Origin of the sequence: Gillisia sp. Hel_I_86 (assembly GCF_007827275.1) — a bacterium.
Lineage (GTDB): Bacteria > Bacteroidota > Bacteroidia > Flavobacteriales > Flavobacteriaceae > Gillisia.
Window position 1 is genome coordinate 3,080,796 of sequence record NZ_VISE01000001.1, and the last position, 16,761, is coordinate 3,097,556.

A 16,761-nucleotide genomic window follows, 5' to 3' on the forward strand; every position below is an offset into this window, starting at 1 on the left:
AGCAATGGCAAGTACAAGTGATATTAGAAATGGGTTATGTATCCGTTATAATCATGACATCTATAAGGTAGTAGAATTTTTACACGTAAAACCAGGGAAAGGACCTGCTTTTGTTAGAACTAAATTAAAAAGTGTAACCTCTGGAAAGGTGTTGGACAATACGTTTTCTGCAGGGCATAAAATTGAAGACGTGCGAGTTGAGACTCATAAATTTCAGTTCCTATACCACGATGGGGAATTTTATCATTTTATGAACGTTGAAGATTATACACAAATACGTTTATTGGAAACTGCCCTGGATATGCCTAAACTTCTTAAAGAAGGTGAGGTTGTTACCGTATTGATCAATACTGAAGACAACATGCCCCTTACTGTAGATATGCCGGCAAGTGTTGTCCTTGAGGTTACCCATACAGAACCGGGAGTAAAAGGAAATACAGCTACCAATGCTACAAAACCTGCAACGGTGGAAACCGGGGCAGAGGTAAATGTGCCACTTTTCATCAATGAAGGGGACAAGATTAAAATAGAGACAGATAAGGGAACTTATAAGGAGCGGGTAAAAGAGTGAAGAGTGAAAGAGTGAAGGAGTGAAGAGTGAAGGAGTGAAGAGTGAAGGAGTGAAGAGTGAAGAGTGAAGGAGTGAAGAGTGAAGAGTGAAGAGAGAAAGTGCAAAGTGAACCTGGAAAGATGGATCAAATTAACGTTACAGCGTTACTGCGTCACAACATCACAACGTTACTGCGTCACAACATCACATAAACTATAAAAATATATGAAATTTCCTCAGAAGCATACGCTTCAACAAATAGCTACAATCATCTCCGCTACGTATGTTGGCGAATCTGATTTTCCGGTGTTTGGAATGAATGAGATCCATGTAGTTACAGAGGGGGATATTGTTTTTGTAGATCATCCAAAATATTATGATAAGGCATTGAATTCTGCCGCAACTATTATTTTGATCAATAAAGAAGTGGAATGCCCTCCGGGAAAAGCGCTGCTTATCTCAGAGGATCCCTTTCGGGATTTTAATAAGCTCACCGAATATTTTAAACCTTTTGAAAAATCTGATTTTAAGATCGCAGATTCAGCTCAAATAGGAAAAAATACCATTATTCAGCCTAACGTTTTTATAGGCAATGATGTGAAAATAGGTGATAACTGTAGGATTCACTCCAATGTAAGTATTTACGATAACACTATTATTGGCAATAATGTAATTATTCATGCAGGTACTGTTTTGGGGGCCGATGCGTTCTATTTTAAAAGCAGGCCCAGCGGATACGATAAACTGCTTTCTGGAGGCCGCGTGGTTATAGACCATGATGTGGAAATTGGAGCTTTATGTACAATAGATAAAGGTGTTTCTGGAGATACTTTCATAGGGGCTGGAACCAAACTGGATAATCAGGTTCAAATAGGTCATGATACCATTATAGGTAAAAAATGCCTTATTGCATCGCAAACAGGTATTGCCGGTTGTGTTATAGTGGAAGATGAAGTAAGTATTTGGGGACAGGTTGGAATTAGAAGCGATGTTACCATTAAAAAAGGCAGCGTTCTTATGGCTCAATGTGGGGTTTCCAAAACTACTGAAGAAAATACCAGTTATTGGGGATCGCCAGCACAGGAATTCAGGACAAAATTAAGACAGATGGCAGCCGTAAAAATGCTTCCGGGAATCATAGATAAATTAAAATAGAAAATCATGGGTTTGAGCGAAAAACAACTTGTAGAATCTTTTTATACTTCGGAATTTTATAAAGATCCCTCGCAAGTTTCCAAGCATTTTCATACCGATGCCGAATTATATTGGAACAGCAGTGCAGGTTTTAATAAAATGAATGTAAAAAAGCTGGAAGGAATTTGTGCTGAAATGGCGAAATCTTTTGAATATTTACGACCTGTAATCAGCCATTTGCTGCAAGATGATAAAACGGTTACCATAAGGATTACCTATTTTACACAAACCATTGAGAATCCGGACGAAGAAATTCCTTTAGCGCATATGGTTGCTATCTGGGAAATTAAGGACGGAAAAATGTTCAAAGGATACCAAATGAGCCAACCAGCAGATGATTCTTCGGAAAACCTTAGTTCCTTTATGGGAACAAACTTTTAAAAAGGCTTTAAGGTTTCTATTTAAAAACATACTTTTGCAAAGCAAAAAATTATAACAATTATGAGCGTTTTAGTCAATAAAGATTCAAAGATAATAGTTCAAGGTTTCACGGGAAGTGAAGGTACATTTCATGCTGAACAAATGATAGAGTATGGAACCAATGTTGTTGGAGGGGTAACTCCAGGAAAAGGTGGACAATCTCATTTGGACAAGCCTGTTTTCAATACGGTATCACAAGCTGTAAAAGAAACGGGAGCCAATGTTTCCATTATTTTTGTGCCGCCAGCTTTTGCTGCAGATGCCATTATGGAAGCTGCAGATGCTGGGATTGAAGTAATTATTACAATTACTGAAGGTATTCCGGTTTCAGATATGATCAAAGCAAATAATTATATTCAAAATAGGTCATGTAGACTTGTTGGGCCTAACTGTCCAGGGGTAATTACTCCAGGAGAAGCAAAAGTTGGAATTATGCCTGGTTTTGTGTTCAAAAAAGGAAAAGTAGGAATTGTTTCCAAATCTGGAACTCTTACTTACGAAGCTGCAGATCAGGTTGTAAAACAAGGTTTGGGAATTTCTACTGCAATTGGAATTGGTGGGGATCCAATTATTGGAACAACTACGAAAGAAGCAGTGGAATTGTTGATGAATGATGATGAGACCGAGTGTATCGTTATGATTGGTGAAATTGGTGGTCAGTTGGAAGCAGATGCTGCACAATGGGTCAAGGCCAATGGGAACAGAAAACCAGTTATTGGATTTATCGCGGGAGAAACTGCACCAGCAGGTCGTACCATGGGACATGCAGGAGCAATAGTGGGTGGTAGTGAAGATACTGCACAGGCTAAAAAAGAGATTCTTCGTGAAAACGGAATCCACGTTGTAGATTCTCCAGCTGAAATTGGAAAGAAAGTTGCTGAAGTACTTAAAACTGTGAATGCATAATTAAGTAAACGTCACTATATTTTAAAAAAGCCTCTTGATTTCTCATTAAATGAGTAATTTCAAGAGGTTTTTTTATTTTATTGCTTTTGGGTTTTACTATATTTGAATCAACTAAAAAAGAAATTTTTATATGAAGTTACTAGAAGGTAAAAATGCTATTATCACTGGAGGTAGTAGGGGTATTGGGAAAGGTATTGCCGAAGTGTTTGCAAAGCATGGAGCAAATGTGGCTTTTACCTATGCCTCTTCTATAAACGCGGCGAATGAGTTGGAGAAAGAATTAAACGGCCTTGGTGTGAAAGCAAAGGGTTATAAATCGAATGCAGCAAACTACGAAGAAGCTCAAGAGCTCATTAAAAATGTTGCAGAGGATTTTGGTGCGATAGATATCGTGATCAACAATGCAGGAATTACCAAAGATAATTTATTGATGAGAATGACCGAAGAGGATTTTGACGCTGTAATAGAAGTGAATTTAAAGTCGGTTTTTAATATGACCAAAGCAGTGCAGCGTACCATGTTAAAACAACGTTCGGGAAGTATCATCAATATGAGTTCTGTAGTAGGGGTTAAAGGAAATGCTGGTCAGGCAAATTATGCAGCTTCTAAGGCAGGAATCATAGGGTTTTCTAAATCCATGGCATTAGAGTTAGGATCTCGAAACATTAGGACCAATGTAATTGCTCCTGGGTTTATAGAAACAGAAATGACCGAAAAATTGGATGAGAAAACTGTCCAAGGATGGAGGGAATCCATTCCGTTAAAAAGGGGTGGAACTCCAGAGGATATTGCAAATGCATGTGTTTTCTTGGCAAGTGACCTTAGTAGTTATGTGACAGGCCAAGTAATTCACGTAAATGGTGGGATGCTTACCTAGTGATATTAAGAATATAAATCAATTCTCATGAAATATATAGAAAATTGGTTTTTTTGGTAAATAAAATTTAAGTATATCCGTTTTTTGTCATAATAATTATCTCGTCACCCTGAATTTAATTCAGGGTCTCAATTTGTTTTAATGATTTATACTGTTATGAGATTCTGAAACAAGTTCAGAATGACGATGCGGAATTGTCGTCATGCTGCCCCGATGCTTCGGGGGTTTGAGCATCCCAATAAGTCGGGGCTTAGACCCTGAAACCAGTTCAGGGTGACGAAATTGTAAAGTGCCTTGTTGGAACCAAAGGATGTGCATTTAGGTTTTTGACAGGTAAATGAAATTATTTATTAGCTGAATTCAATTTTTATAAATGCCAATAGCGACAATTTTATATATAAGCCTAGCTGCAATTTTTTCGCTGGGTTTTGTTTTTTTTAGCTATTTCTTCCGAAGTAAAAAAAACGGTAAGCAAACCTATTTTCTAGCCATTGCACGGTTTCTGACGCTTTTTATATTGTTATTATTGCTTATAAACCCTCAAATAAAACAACTGGAATTTGAAATTGAAAAGCCAGATTTGATTCTGGTAGTAGATCAATCTGCCTCGATTGCAAATTTAGAAAAGGCAGATAGCGTTGGTTCTTTTGTGGAGTCTTTGAAAAAAAATGATGCACTAGCTGAACGATTCAATATTACTGAATATGGCTTTGGGGAGGAATTAAACCAAAATACTGGAGATAATTACCAATTTAATGAGAAGAAAACAAATATCCATAATGCCCTCAATCAATTAAATAAGCTCCATAAATCCACTCCCTCGGCATTGATAATTCTTTCCGATGGAAATTCTACTTATGGGCAAGATTATGAATTTTTTAAAACAAATGAAAGCATAAAAATCCTTCCCATTATAGTTGGGGACACCACAGCAACCTTAGATCTTTACATCGCTGGCCTCAATGTGAACAAATATGCATTTTTAAATAATAAGTTCCCTGTAGAGGTAATTTTAAATTACTCCGGAAATAAAACCCTAAAAGGGGATTTTCAGCTAAAAGCGGGAAAAAATGTTTTATTCAGTAAAACCGTAGATTTTGATAAAGACCGCTCTTCTGAAATTATTACCACAACTTTAACGGCAAAACAAATTGGAACCATAATTTATGAAGCTTCCATTTCTTCTTCGGAAAATGAAAAGAACCGCTTTAATAATAAAAGGAGTTTTGCGGTTGAAGTGATCGATGAAAAATCGAAGATCTTGCTGGTGTCCGATATTTCTCATCCCGATCTGGGAGCACTAAAAAAATCCATCGAAAAGAATGAGCAAAGGGAGGTGATTTTGAAAGATGTAGATAATATTAATATTTTAGAATTAACTGGTTTTCAATTAATTATATTATACCAGCCGAACAATAAGTTCAATAGCTTAATCACTGAAGCAGATAAGCAAAAAATCAACAAATTTATAGTTACGGGTACTCAAACAGATTGGGTTTTCCTTAATTCCCTTCAGCGGAACTTTTCTAAAAGTGCCTCCAATCAAACCCAAGATTTGTTTCCAATATATAATGGGAACTATCTTCAATTTCAATTTGAAGATTTCGGCTTCGGTAAATTGCCACCCCTGGAAGATGTTTTTGGAACTTTAGATATAGATTCAGAAAACTCCAATATCTTACTATATCAAAAAATTGAAGGGGTTAATACAAAGCAAGCTTTATTAGGTGTTTTTCAGGACAATACCATAAAAACAGGAGTGTTGTTTGGTGAGAATATATGGAAGTGGCGATCAGCAATTTATAGAACACATCAAAGTTTTGAAAAATTTGATGAATTTATGGGAAAGTATATTCAGTATTTATCTTCAAATAAAAAACGCGATCGGTTGACGTATGAATCGGAACCCATTTATTTGGAAAATGACCAAATAGTTATTACTGCCCAGTATTTCGATGAAAACTATGTTTTTAATGCGGATGCTGATCTAACCATTCAGATATATAACCCTTCCGAAGAAAAGAGTTTTGAAGCCCAAATGTTGCCAAACTCAAATTTCTATGGTGTGGAAATAAAAGATCTCGCACCGGGAGAATATCAATTTAACATAAGGGAAGGAAGCTCCGGAATCCAGAAAAAAGGAAGTTTTACTGTACTGGAATTTAATGTGGAACAGCAACACACATCTGCTAATTTTACTAAGTTGGATTTCTTGGCTAAAAATAATCAAGGTCAGCTTTATTTTCTAGATCAACAAAAAGATTTAATTACGAACCTAATTCAAGATAAACGCTTTGTTTCTGTGCAAAAAAGCCGTGAAAAAACCGTACCTTTAATCGATTGGAAATATTTACTAATCCTATTGATGCTAAGCCTTAGTGCCGAGTGGTTTACAAGAAAGTATTTCGGTTTAATTTAGTAATCACAAATTTTTATTTATGGATAAATTACCAAAGATTGGGTTGCCAATTTTAATTTTTGTAGTTTTTTTAATTATTTTAATAGCTAAATCTACAGTTACAATCAATTCCGGTGAAGCTGGTGTTTTATATAAAACCTTTGGAGGCGGAGTTGTAACAGATCAACCACCATTGGGAGAAGGATTTCATGTGGTTGCCCCTTGGAACAAGGTTTTTGTATATGAGGTGCGTCAACAATCTTTAGAAGAGAATATGCAAGTATTGTCCTCTAATGGATTGGAAATTAAGTTGGATGCTTCGGTTTGGTATCAACCATTATATGAAGATCTAGGAGCATTGCACCAAGATAAAGGAGAGAATTATGTGCAGCGAGTATTGCAACCAGCTGTTCGATCTGCAGCACGTGCCGTAGTTGGTAGGTATATTCCAGAACAATTGTATGCAAGTAAGCGTGAAGCGATTCAAAAGGAAATTTTGGATGAAACCAGGTTGCTTTTAAAAGATCAATATGTGCAAGTTAATGAGGTGTTGGTAAGGGATGTTTCCCTTCCACAAAACATTAAGGAAGCAATTGAGCGAAAGTTGAGGCAAGAGCAAGAATCATTGGAATATGAGTTTAGATTGACCAAAGCTACCCAAGAGGCACAAAGACAACGTATTGATGCTGAAGGAAAAGCCAAGGCCAATGAAATCCTAAGTGCTTCGTTGAACGACAAGATCTTACGAGAAAAAGGGATCCAAGCAACTGTAGAGTTAGCTAAATCGCCTAATGCCAAGGTGGTAGTAATAGGATCTGGTGGCGATGGAATGCCTTTAATATTAGGAAATAACTAGGATTGCTGTAATCAAATCATAAAATATTCGAAACGAATTTTTGTTTCTAATAAAATATGCTAGATTTGCGTTTATAAATGAAAACAATTCAACTACATCATCATCATTTTCACTACTGCGCTCTGGCGAGGTGATTTGATATGTAGTAAATTCAACATATATAAAAACCCGTTTGAGCAATCGAACGGGTTTTTTGTTTCCTGTTTGGTTTTCAAATCAATAATTATTCAAAATTTAAAGATGAGCAAAGAAAAATTAAGAATTGCAATTCAAAAAGCAGGAAGGCTCAATGAAGATTCCCTGAAAATATTGAAAGATGCCGGAATCTCGATAGATAATGGAAAAGAACAGCTTAAAGCTACTTCCCCTAATTTCCCTTTAGAAGTATTGTACCTAAGGAATGGGGATATTCCACAATATCTTAGGGATGGAGTTGTGGATATTGCCTTTTTGGGCGAGAACGTATTGGAAGAAAAAGGCCATGATATTATCCAAGCAGAAAAATTAGGTTTCTCTAAGTGCAGGGTTTCCATTGCAGTACCAAAATCTATGAAATATAATGGAATTGAAGATCTGGAGGGGAAGCGGATTGCTACTTCCTATCCAAATACCTTAAATTCATTCTTGAAGAAAAAAGGAATCACGGCAGATCTGCACATCATTAATGGTTCTGTAGAAATTGCGCCAAATATTGGCTTGGCAGATGCCATTTGTGATATTGTATCCAGTGGAAATACCTTGTTCAAAAACAATTTGAAAGAAGTAGAGGTAATGATGAAAAGTGAAGCGGTTCTTGCTGTTGCTCCTAATATTTCGGAAGAAAGAAAAGAGATTTTAGCAAAACTTCAATTTAGGTTAAAATCGGTGCTTAATGCGCGGACTTCAAAATATATACTTTTGAACGCGCCAGATGCTAAATTAGCAGAGATCATTAAATTACTGCCTGGAATGCGAAGTCCTACGGTACTTCCTTTAGCAGAAAAAGGCTGGAGTTCCATCCATACCGTAATTCAGGAAAATAAATTCTGGGAAATTATACATGAGCTAAAAGAGCTTGGAGCCGAAGGGATTTTGGTAGCCCCAATTGAAAAAATGGTATTATAATTAATTAAAAGGATCATGAACAAATTATATAATCCTAAAAAAGAAGCTTGGGAGGAATTATTAAAAAGGCCAACCCAAACTTTGGAAGATATCGAGCAAACCGTAAATGATATTTTTTTTGAGGTAAGGGCGAAAGGAGATGTTGCCGTTGCAAAGTACACCGATCTTTTTGACGGCGTGAAGTTGGAAGGTTTTAAGGTTTCTTCTGAAGAAATTGAGGGGGCCAAGAACGTTGTAAGTTCTGAATTGAAGAATGCAATTCAGTTGGCAAAATCAAATATTGAAAAATTCCATAGGGCACAAAAAACTCCAAAAATTGAAGTGACCACTACCAAAGGAGTAGAATGCTGGCAAGAAAAACGGCCTATCCAAAAAGTTGGGCTTTATATTCCTGGTGGAAGTGCACCGTTATTTTCAACTATTTTAATGCTCGCTACTCCTGCCAACATCGCTGGTTGTAAAGAGATCGTATTGTGTACCCCGCCAGATAAGGATGGAGAGATAAATCCGGTTATCCTGTATACCGCCACACTTTGTGGAGTAGATAAAATTTTCAAGATTGGTGGGATCCAAGCTATTGCAGCTCTAACATTTGGGACAAAAACTGTTCCGAAGGTTTATAAGATATTTGGTCCCGGGAATCAGTTTGTGACCGTTGCAAAGCAATTGGCTACGAAGTTCCATGTAGCGATAGATATGCCGGCAGGACCTTCTGAGCTACTTGTGGTGGCAGACGATAGTGCCGATGCTGCCTTTGTTGCATCAGACCTTCTTAGCCAAGCAGAACATGGGGCAGATAGCCAAGTAATCCTTATTTCTACTTCAGAAAAAATGTTGGAAGCTGTGGAGCAGGAACTGGAAATACAGTTAGAGGCATTACCAAGAAAAGACATGGCTCGAAAGTCCATTGCGAATTCTAAACTTATCTATTTAAAAAGTAAAGAACTGGCGATGGAAATAATCAACGAATATGGTCCAGAACATCTTATTGTTTGCACCGCAGATAATGCATTTTATATTGAAAATATTTCAAACGCAGGTTCCGTGTTTATCGGGAATTATACGCCGGAAAGCGCTGGGGATTACGCTTCTGGAACAAACCATACCTTACCAACCAATGGTTTTGCTAAACAATATAGCGGAGTTAACTTAGATAGTTTTATGAAAAGCATGACTTTTCAGAAAATATCTGAAGAAGGAATCAAGAATATTGGTCCTTCAATAGAAATAATGGCCGAAGCCGAAGGGCTACAGGCACATAAAAATGCAGTGACCCTAAGACTTAACAAGCTGAAGGAATAATGGAAAAAGTTTTCGAAACAAACAAGTTGGTGAGACCTAACGTTTTGGCTTTAAAAGCCTATTCTTCAGCCAGGGATGAATATACTGCTGAGGGATCAAAAATGATCTTTTTAGATGCCAATGAAAATCCGAATGAAACGGGCGTGAATAGGTATCCAGATCCGCAGCAAAAGAAATTAAAAGCGAAGCTTTCAGAAATAAAAAAGATTCCTATAAATAATATTTTGTTGGGAAATGGTAGCGATGAGGTTTTGGACCTTATATTTAGGGCTTTTTGTGAACCTGGGATAGACAATATAATCACATTACCCCCAACTTATGGGATGTACAATGTTTTAGCTGGGATCAATAATGTGGAAAGCAGGGAAGTTTTGCTCACAGAAGATTTTCAGCCTAACGTAAATGAGATTTTTAAAAGTGTAAATGAAAATACGAAATTGATCTTTTTATGTTCCCCAAATAACCCCACCGGAAACTCTTTTAGGAGAAATAAAATTACTGCAATAGTAGAAAAATTTGAAGGCCTTGTAGTTTTGGATGAAGCTTATATCGATTTTTCTGAACAGGCTAGTTGGATAGAAGAACTAAATAAATATCCTAATTTGATTATTACCCAAACGCTATCCAAAGCATTCGGAATGGCAGGAATTAGATTGGGGATTTGTTATGCTTCCGAAGAGATCATGGCAATTTTAAACAAGATCAAGCCGCCATACAATGTAAATGAATTAACTCAGAACAGGGCTTTGTACCGGCTTCAAAATATCCCAGAAGTAAATATGGAAGTAGCTGATATAAAGCTAGAAAAAGAGGTTTTATATAAAGCATTACTTGAAGTTAAATATATTGAGAAAATATTTAAATCTGATGCCAATTTTTTACTTGTTAAGGTAGATGATGCTTTAAAAAGATATAATCAACTTCTTGCAAAAGGAGTGGTGATTCGAAACCGAACTACCCAACCACTTTGTAAAAATACCTTGCGATTTACCATAGGAACAAAAGAGGAAAATTTGAAATTGATTAAGGTTTTGAAAAGTTTGAATTAAATTTTTAAAATTGTCCGTTTTGTCACCCTGAGGGTAGGCGAAGGGTTTTAAAGTATCTCGACTCCGCTCGATGTGACAGTTCAATTTATCATTTTAAAACAAGAAGAAAACAACATGAAAAAAATACTTTTTATAGATCGGGATGGGACATTGATTCATGAGCCGGAAGATTATCAAATAGACACTTTAGAAAAGCTGGAATTCTATCCTCAGGCATTATTCTATTTGTCCAAAATAGCAAAGGAACTGGATTACGAATTTGTAATGGTAACGAACCAAGATGGTTTGGGCACCGACGCCTATCCGGAAACCGCTTTTTGGCCCATTCAGAATTTCGTTTTAAAAACATTCGAAAATGAAGGTGTGGTTTTTAATGAGGTGCTCATGGATAGAACTTTTGCAAAGGACAATTCCCCAACCAGAAAACCCAATACTGGTTTATTGGAAGAAAATTATCTGAATAACGATGCCTATGATCTTGCTGGATCGTATATGATTGGAGACCGAATGACAGATATGGAATTTGCCCTTAATTTTGGTGGGAAAGGGATCTTTATTGATACGCATGAAAAACTTGGCGCCGATGAGCTGAAAAATGGGCAGAAACAAATCGATAATTCGATAGCCCTCAAAACTTCCAGTTGGGAAAAAATCTATGAATTTTTAAAACTGAAAGAACGCTCTTCGGAAATATCCCGAAAAACCAATGAGACGGATATTTTTATCCGTCTTAATTTGGATGGGACAGGAAAATCCAACATTTCGACCGGATTGGATTTCTTCGATCATATGCTGGATCAAATTTCCCGCCATGGCCAAATGGATTTGGAGATTAAAGTGAAAGGGGATTTAGAAGTAGATGAACATCATACGATCGAAGATACTGCCATTGCTCTTGGAGAAGCTTTTAGTTTGGCACTAGGGAACAAACTTGGGATTGAACGCTATGGTTTCTGTTTACCAATGGATGATTGTCTAGCCCAGGCAGCAATCGATTTTGGCGGAAGAAACTGGTTGGTTTGGGATGCTGAATTCAAAAGGGAAATGATAGGGAAAATGCCAACAGAGATGTTTTTTCATTTTTTCAAATCCTTTGCAGATGGAGCTAAAGCAAACCTGAATATCAAAGCAGAAGGCATCAACGAACATCATAAGATAGAAGCAATTTTTAAAGCATTTGCAAAGGCTATTAAAATGGCGGTAAAAAGGGATACCGAAAAGATGATCCTTCCTTCAACAAAAGGAATGTTATAATCAAATGTATATCCGTAAACTATCATAAAGTGCTAAATAACGTCATTCTGAACTTGTTTCAGAATCTCATAAAGTACATTGAGACCCTGAAATGAATTACCATTGATGTATTTTTATTTATTTGCAATTAATAGACCCTGAAACCAGTTCAGGGTGACGATGCGGTATTGTCGTCATGCTGCACTTGTTTCAGCATCTATTTCATTAGAAAATTGAATATAACGTCAAAAACCTACGCTAGGTAAATTTTTTATCACGAGTCTCAGGATAACGAAAGAACTATTAGGACAGAAATAGATGCTATAAATTTTAATAGGTGAGAAGCCTAGATCAAGTAACAACAATGAAAATAGTAATTATAGATTACGGAGCAGGAAATATCCAAAGCATCAAGTTTGCTATTCAGCGATTGGGTTTTGAAGCAGTTTTAAGCAGTGACGAGCAAGAAATTAAAACTGCCGATAAAGTGATATTTCCAGGAGTGGGAGAGGCGAGCAGTGCAATGAGAATGCTAAAGCAATCTAAATTGGATCTGCTTATTCCCACTTTAAAGCAGCCTGTATTGGGGATCTGTTTGGGAATGCAATTAATGTGCACTAAAACTGAAGAAGGAGATACCACCGGATTGGGCATTTTTGATGTTCCCGTTATAAAATTCAACAATTCGGTTAAGGTGCCACAAATTGGATGGAATCAAATTTCTGATTTGCATTCTCCTTTATTCAAGGATATTAAAGAACTCGAATATGTGTATTTGGTGCATAGCTTTTACGTACCCGAATGTGAAGAAACAATTGCAACTTCCGAGTATGGATTGAAATATAGTACTGCCTTGAAAAAAGGTAATTTTTATGGAGTACAGTTTCATCCTGAAAAAAGCAGTGATGCAGGAGAGCAGATTTTAAAGAATTTTTTAGAACTATAATTTAAAAGTAAATGAGAATTATTCCAGCAATAGATATCATAGACGGTAAATGCGTGAGGCTCTCTAAGGGAGATTACAATACCAAAAAGATATATAATGAGAATCCATTAGAGGTTGCCAAAGAGTTTGAAGCCCATGGCATTGAATCCCTCCATCTTGTAGATTTGGATGGTGCGAAGTCCAGCCATATCGTGAATCATAAGGTTTTGGAACAAATTGCGAACAACACCAATCTTAAAATTGATTTTGGAGGTGGATTAAAATCCAACAAAGATCTGGAAATCGCTTTTGAATGTGGCGCACAGCAAATTACCGGAGGAAGCATCGCAGTAAAGGATAGAAACCTGTTTCTTTCATGGATCGGGAAATATGGAAGTGATAAAATAATTTTAGGTGCCGATGCAAAAGACGAAAAAGTGGCAATCAGTGGGTGGTTGGAAGAGTCTAAAGAAGAACTAGTTCCTTTTATTGAGGCCTATTTAAAGGATGGCTTGCAGTATGTGATTTGTACCGATATTTCTAGGGATGGCATGTTAGAAGGCCCTTCTTTTGATCTCTATGAGAAGATCCTTGCTGAAACATCTGATAATAAAAACACGATTAAGTTGATCGCTTCCGGCGGAATCTCAACTTTTGAGGAACTTCCAAGACTTGCAGAAATGGGCTGTGAAGGCACTATTATTGGTAAAGCTATCTATGAGAACAAAATCAGTTTGAAGCAATTGGAATCCTTTATTCTGAATTCTAAATAATTCAAAACCTATGTTAACTAAGAGAATAATTCCTTGTTTGGATATCAAAAATGGAAGAACCGTAAAAGGAGTAAATTTTGTAGATCTTAGGGATGCTGGAGATCCCGTGGAATTAGCGGCTATTTATGCAGCTTCGGGAGCAGACGAATTGGTGTTTTTGGATATCTCGGCTACCGAAGAACGACGAAAAACCTTGGCTAATTTGGTTTTAAAGGTTGCCGAAAAAATCAATATTCCTTTTACGGTTGGAGGTGGGATTTCTTCTGTTGAAGATGTGGATATTTTACTTCAAAATGGAGCAGATAAAGTTTCCATTAATTCTTCTGCGGTGAAAAACCCGGATTTGATCAATCAATTAACTGCTAAATTTGGGAGCCAGTGTATTACTGTGGCGATAGATGCGAAATTGATTGAGGGAGAATGGATCGTGCATTTGGTAGGAGGGAAGGTGCCCACAGAGTTGAACCTTTTCGATTGGGCTAAAGAAGTTGAAGAACGTGGAGCGGGGGAAATTTTGTTCACCTCCATGAACAATGATGGCACAAAAAATGGCTTTGCAAACGAAGCCCTTGCCAAATTATCTACAGAATTGAATATCCCGATAATAGCTTCCGGTGGAGCTGGAAATATGCAGCATTTTTGTGATGCATTTATAGAAGGAAAGGCAGATGCTGCTCTGGCTGCGAGTGTTTTTCACTTTAAGGAGATCGAAATAAAGGATTTAAAAGAAGAGTTGAGGAAAAACGGAATTCCAGTAAGGCTTTAAATTTGACAATAATATCTAATTGGATTCATCTGTTTGATTAAAAAGTGTATTTAGCGTATAAAATTGATGATATTTTTCAATTCTTAAAGGAGATGCTGAAACCCCCGAAGTATCCTATCGTGTGGACACAATTATTTACTAGTTTAAGGGATTAGCATTAATTTTACTCAAAAAATGAGAAGGGGGTTCACAGGCTTAGGGGATAAACGTTTGGTTTATCGGGGCAACAAGATTTTATCGGACCTGTTCAGCAAGAGCGTCCATTCGATCCGTCAGCTCAGCAGGAACGAATCAGACGCAAAGGCCGTTTACCGTTTTTTGCAGAACGATAGGGTCAGTGAAGAAGATATAGTAGAGAACCTGGTACATAATTGCCAGATGGCTTGTGCGGGCAAATTTGTTGTCTGTATCCAAGATACCACGGAGGTCAACCTAAGCAGCCATGGTAATAGGATCAACAAAGATGGCTTTGTGGGCACGACCAATGCGAAGAATTCCCAGGGACTGGGGTTCTTTGTCCACCCAAGTTTGGTCTTGGATGCCGTGAGCGGCACCCCCTACGGCTATTCTGATATTAAGATCTGGAACAGGTCCTTGGACTTCAAATCAAAGCATGAAAGACAGTACGGCAAGCTGCCCATGGAAGAAAAAGAGTCCTATAAGTGGATAGAGGTGTCCAAAAACACACAGGCCTCACTAAGGGACGTGGTAGCGGGAATGGTGATCGTACAAGATAGGGAAGGGGATATCTACGAACAGTTTGCAAGCATACCAGATGCACGAACAGATCTATTGATAAGGGCCCGTGCGGATAGGGCCTTGGCGGATGGGTCAAAATTGTTCAGCTGCCTGGCGGACCAGCCCTGTCAAGGGTCCTATGAGGTACAGGTGGATGCCTGTGCAAAGACCAGAAGGAAAAAAAGGACCGCAAAAATTGAAATCAGATATAAAGAGGTAGAACTGAAAAGGACCAGGGCGGCCAGCAAGGCAGTGGCGCCCAGCATAAAACTATATCTGGTGGAGGCCAAAGAGGCTAACCGGGCCGGGCCGGGCAGGGTGTGCTGGAGGTTATTGACAAGCCTGCCCATAGAGACCCTGGAAATGGCAGAAATGTGCGTGGAATGGTATAAGTGGAGGTGGACGATAGAAGAGGTGTTCAAGATATTGAAAAAAGAGGGCTACAATATCGAGGCGTCAGAGCTGGAGCATGGGTCATCGGTAAGAAAACTGAGCTTGTTGATAATGGAGGTCATCATCCAACTGTTCTTGATGCGGCTGGCGTATGCAGTACCAGAAGGAGAGATGAGCGCCGATAGCTGTTTCACGGAAGAAGAGCAAGCGTTTTTAGAGCACCAGATAATAAGACTGGAAGGTAGGACAGGGAAACAAAAAAACCCGTACAAGGAAAAAGGGCTAAAAAGATATGTTTGGGCGATAGCTAGACTTGGCGGATGGAAAGGCTATGAAAGCAAAAGGCATCCCGGCATAACGACCCTATGGATAGGACTGAAATATTTTAAGGCGGCCATGGAAGGGTGGACGATTCATAAAGATGTGTCCACACGATAGGAAGTATCGGGGCAGCATGACGACAATTTCTCAGCGTCACCCTGAACTGGTTTCAGGGTCTAGAATTTGTGAATTTTTGAAAATACGTCAATGGTAACTTGTTTCAGTGCAAACTAATATTATAAGAATTTAGAACACAAAAATTTTACTTTCAGAAGAAAATATAAAACTATGGAAATAGATTTCAATAAAAATAAAGATGGTCTGGTACCTGTAATTATTCAGGATAATAACACGAAAAATGTGTTGATGCTGGGATATATGAACGAGGAAGCCTACTTAAAAACCAATCAAGGTAATAAAGTTACATTTTTCAGCAGGACCAAAAACCGCTTATGGACGAAAGGGGAGGAAAGTGGAAATTTTCTTGAAGTAGTGAATATCAAGAATGATTGCGACAATGATACTTTATTGATTTCTGTGATTCCGCATGGTCCAACTTGCCACAAAGGAACAGATACTTGCTGGGGAGAAACGAACAATTCCAATTTTGGATTTCTTTCTGAACTGGAAGGAATTATAGCAGATCGTAAGAAGAAAAGTGAGATAGCTTTTGAATTGAGAGCAAAAGAGGATGCTAGTTATGTGGTTTCCCTTTTTGATGATGGAATGAACAAGATTGCCCAAAAAGTGGGTGAGGAGGCTATAGAAACTGTTATTGAGGCCAAGGATGATAATGATGATCTTTTCTTGAATGAAAGTGCAGATTTACTTTTTCATTATATGATATTATTAAAAGCCAAAGGTTTTGGTCTAAAAGATATTGTTGAAGTGCTGGAAAAAAGGCATACCAAAAAGTAGTTTTTTGGCACACATTCCCGATGCTATCGGGCTTGTCG

16 protein-coding genes are annotated in these 16,761 nt (G+C 37.7%); all 16 read left to right on the forward strand.

Features of this window, described 5'->3' with window-relative positions; translation table 11 throughout:
• Positions 1-4: 4 nt before the first annotated feature.
• The 16 genes from efp (at position 5) to hisIE (ending at position 16,723) form a co-directional block, all read left to right on the forward strand.
• Entirely contained in the window at positions 5-571 is a 567-nt protein-coding gene (efp, locus tag JM83_RS13875) for an elongation factor P (RefSeq protein ID WP_144962769.1), read from the forward strand.
• Positions 572-775: 204 nt separating this feature from the next.
• Positions 776-1,705, forward strand: a complete 930-nt coding sequence (locus tag JM83_RS13880; RefSeq protein WP_144962770.1) for a UDP-3-O-(3-hydroxymyristoyl)glucosamine N-acyltransferase — start codon at positions 776-778, stop codon at positions 1,703-1,705.
• 6 nt (positions 1,706-1,711) lie between these two features.
• Positions 1,712-2,125, forward strand: coding sequence for a nuclear transport factor 2 family protein (locus JM83_RS13885; RefSeq protein ID WP_144962771.1), 414 nt, complete (start codon positions 1,712-1,714; stop codon positions 2,123-2,125).
• Positions 2,126-2,185: 60 nt separating this feature from the next.
• Entirely contained in the window at positions 2,186-3,070 is an 885-nt protein-coding gene (sucD, locus tag JM83_RS13890) for a succinate--CoA ligase subunit alpha (protein WP_144962772.1), read from the forward strand.
• Positions 3,071-3,200: 130 nt separating this feature from the next.
• Complete coding sequence (fabG, locus tag JM83_RS13895; RefSeq protein WP_144962773.1) at positions 3,201-3,947, forward strand: 3-oxoacyl-[acyl-carrier-protein] reductase; 747 nt, start codon at positions 3,201-3,203, stop codon at positions 3,945-3,947.
• 373 nt (positions 3,948-4,320) lie between these two features.
• Positions 4,321-6,366 carry a vWA domain-containing protein gene (locus JM83_RS13900; RefSeq protein WP_144962774.1) on the forward strand — a complete coding sequence of 682 codons (2,046 nt, stop codon included), beginning with the start codon at positions 4,321-4,323 and terminating at the stop codon, positions 6,364-6,366.
• Between the two features lie 19 nt (positions 6,367-6,385).
• On the forward strand, positions 6,386-7,201 hold the full coding sequence (locus JM83_RS13905; protein WP_144962775.1) for a prohibitin family protein: 816 nt from the start codon (positions 6,386-6,388) through the stop codon (positions 7,199-7,201).
• A gap of 240 nt (positions 7,202-7,441) precedes the next feature.
• Positions 7,442-8,305: an ATP phosphoribosyltransferase gene (gene hisG / locus JM83_RS13910; protein ID WP_144962776.1), complete on the forward strand. Its 864-nt coding sequence runs from the start codon at positions 7,442-7,444 to the stop codon at positions 8,303-8,305.
• A 15-nt stretch (positions 8,306-8,320) separates the two neighbouring features.
• Entirely contained in the window at positions 8,321-9,607 is a 1,287-nt protein-coding gene (gene hisD, locus JM83_RS13915; protein WP_144962777.1) for a histidinol dehydrogenase, read from the forward strand.
• Positions 9,607-10,656, forward strand: coding sequence for a histidinol-phosphate transaminase (hisC, locus tag JM83_RS13920; RefSeq protein WP_144962778.1), 1,050 nt, complete (start codon positions 9,607-9,609; stop codon positions 10,654-10,656). Before hisD ends, hisC begins: the two co-directional genes overlap by 1 nt.
• 114 nt (positions 10,657-10,770) lie before the next feature.
• Positions 10,771-11,910 carry a bifunctional histidinol-phosphatase/imidazoleglycerol-phosphate dehydratase HisB gene (gene hisB, locus JM83_RS13925; protein WP_144962779.1) on the forward strand — a complete coding sequence of 380 codons (1,140 nt, stop codon included), beginning with the start codon at positions 10,771-10,773 and terminating at the stop codon, positions 11,908-11,910.
• A gap of 343 nt (positions 11,911-12,253) precedes the next feature.
• Positions 12,254-12,835, forward strand: coding sequence for an imidazole glycerol phosphate synthase subunit HisH (hisH, locus tag JM83_RS13930; RefSeq protein ID WP_144962780.1), 582 nt, complete (start codon positions 12,254-12,256; stop codon positions 12,833-12,835).
• Positions 12,836-12,846: 11 nt separating this feature from the next.
• On the forward strand, positions 12,847-13,587 hold the full coding sequence (hisA, locus tag JM83_RS13935; RefSeq protein ID WP_144962781.1) for a 1-(5-phosphoribosyl)-5-[(5-phosphoribosylamino)methylideneamino]imidazole-4-carboxamide isomerase: 741 nt from the start codon (positions 12,847-12,849) through the stop codon (positions 13,585-13,587).
• A gap of 10 nt (positions 13,588-13,597) precedes the next feature.
• Positions 13,598-14,353, forward strand: a complete 756-nt coding sequence (gene hisF / locus JM83_RS13940) for an imidazole glycerol phosphate synthase subunit HisF (protein ID WP_144962782.1) — start codon at positions 13,598-13,600, stop codon at positions 14,351-14,353.
• Between the two features lie 174 nt (positions 14,354-14,527).
• A complete protein-coding gene (locus JM83_RS13945; RefSeq protein ID WP_144962783.1) occupies positions 14,528-15,922 on the forward strand; it encodes an IS4 family transposase in 1,395 nt (464 codons plus the stop codon).
• A gap of 171 nt (positions 15,923-16,093) precedes the next feature.
• On the forward strand, positions 16,094-16,723 hold the full coding sequence (gene hisIE / locus JM83_RS13950; RefSeq protein WP_144962784.1) for a bifunctional phosphoribosyl-AMP cyclohydrolase/phosphoribosyl-ATP diphosphatase HisIE: 630 nt from the start codon (positions 16,094-16,096) through the stop codon (positions 16,721-16,723).
• Positions 16,724-16,761: the final 38 nt, after the last annotated feature.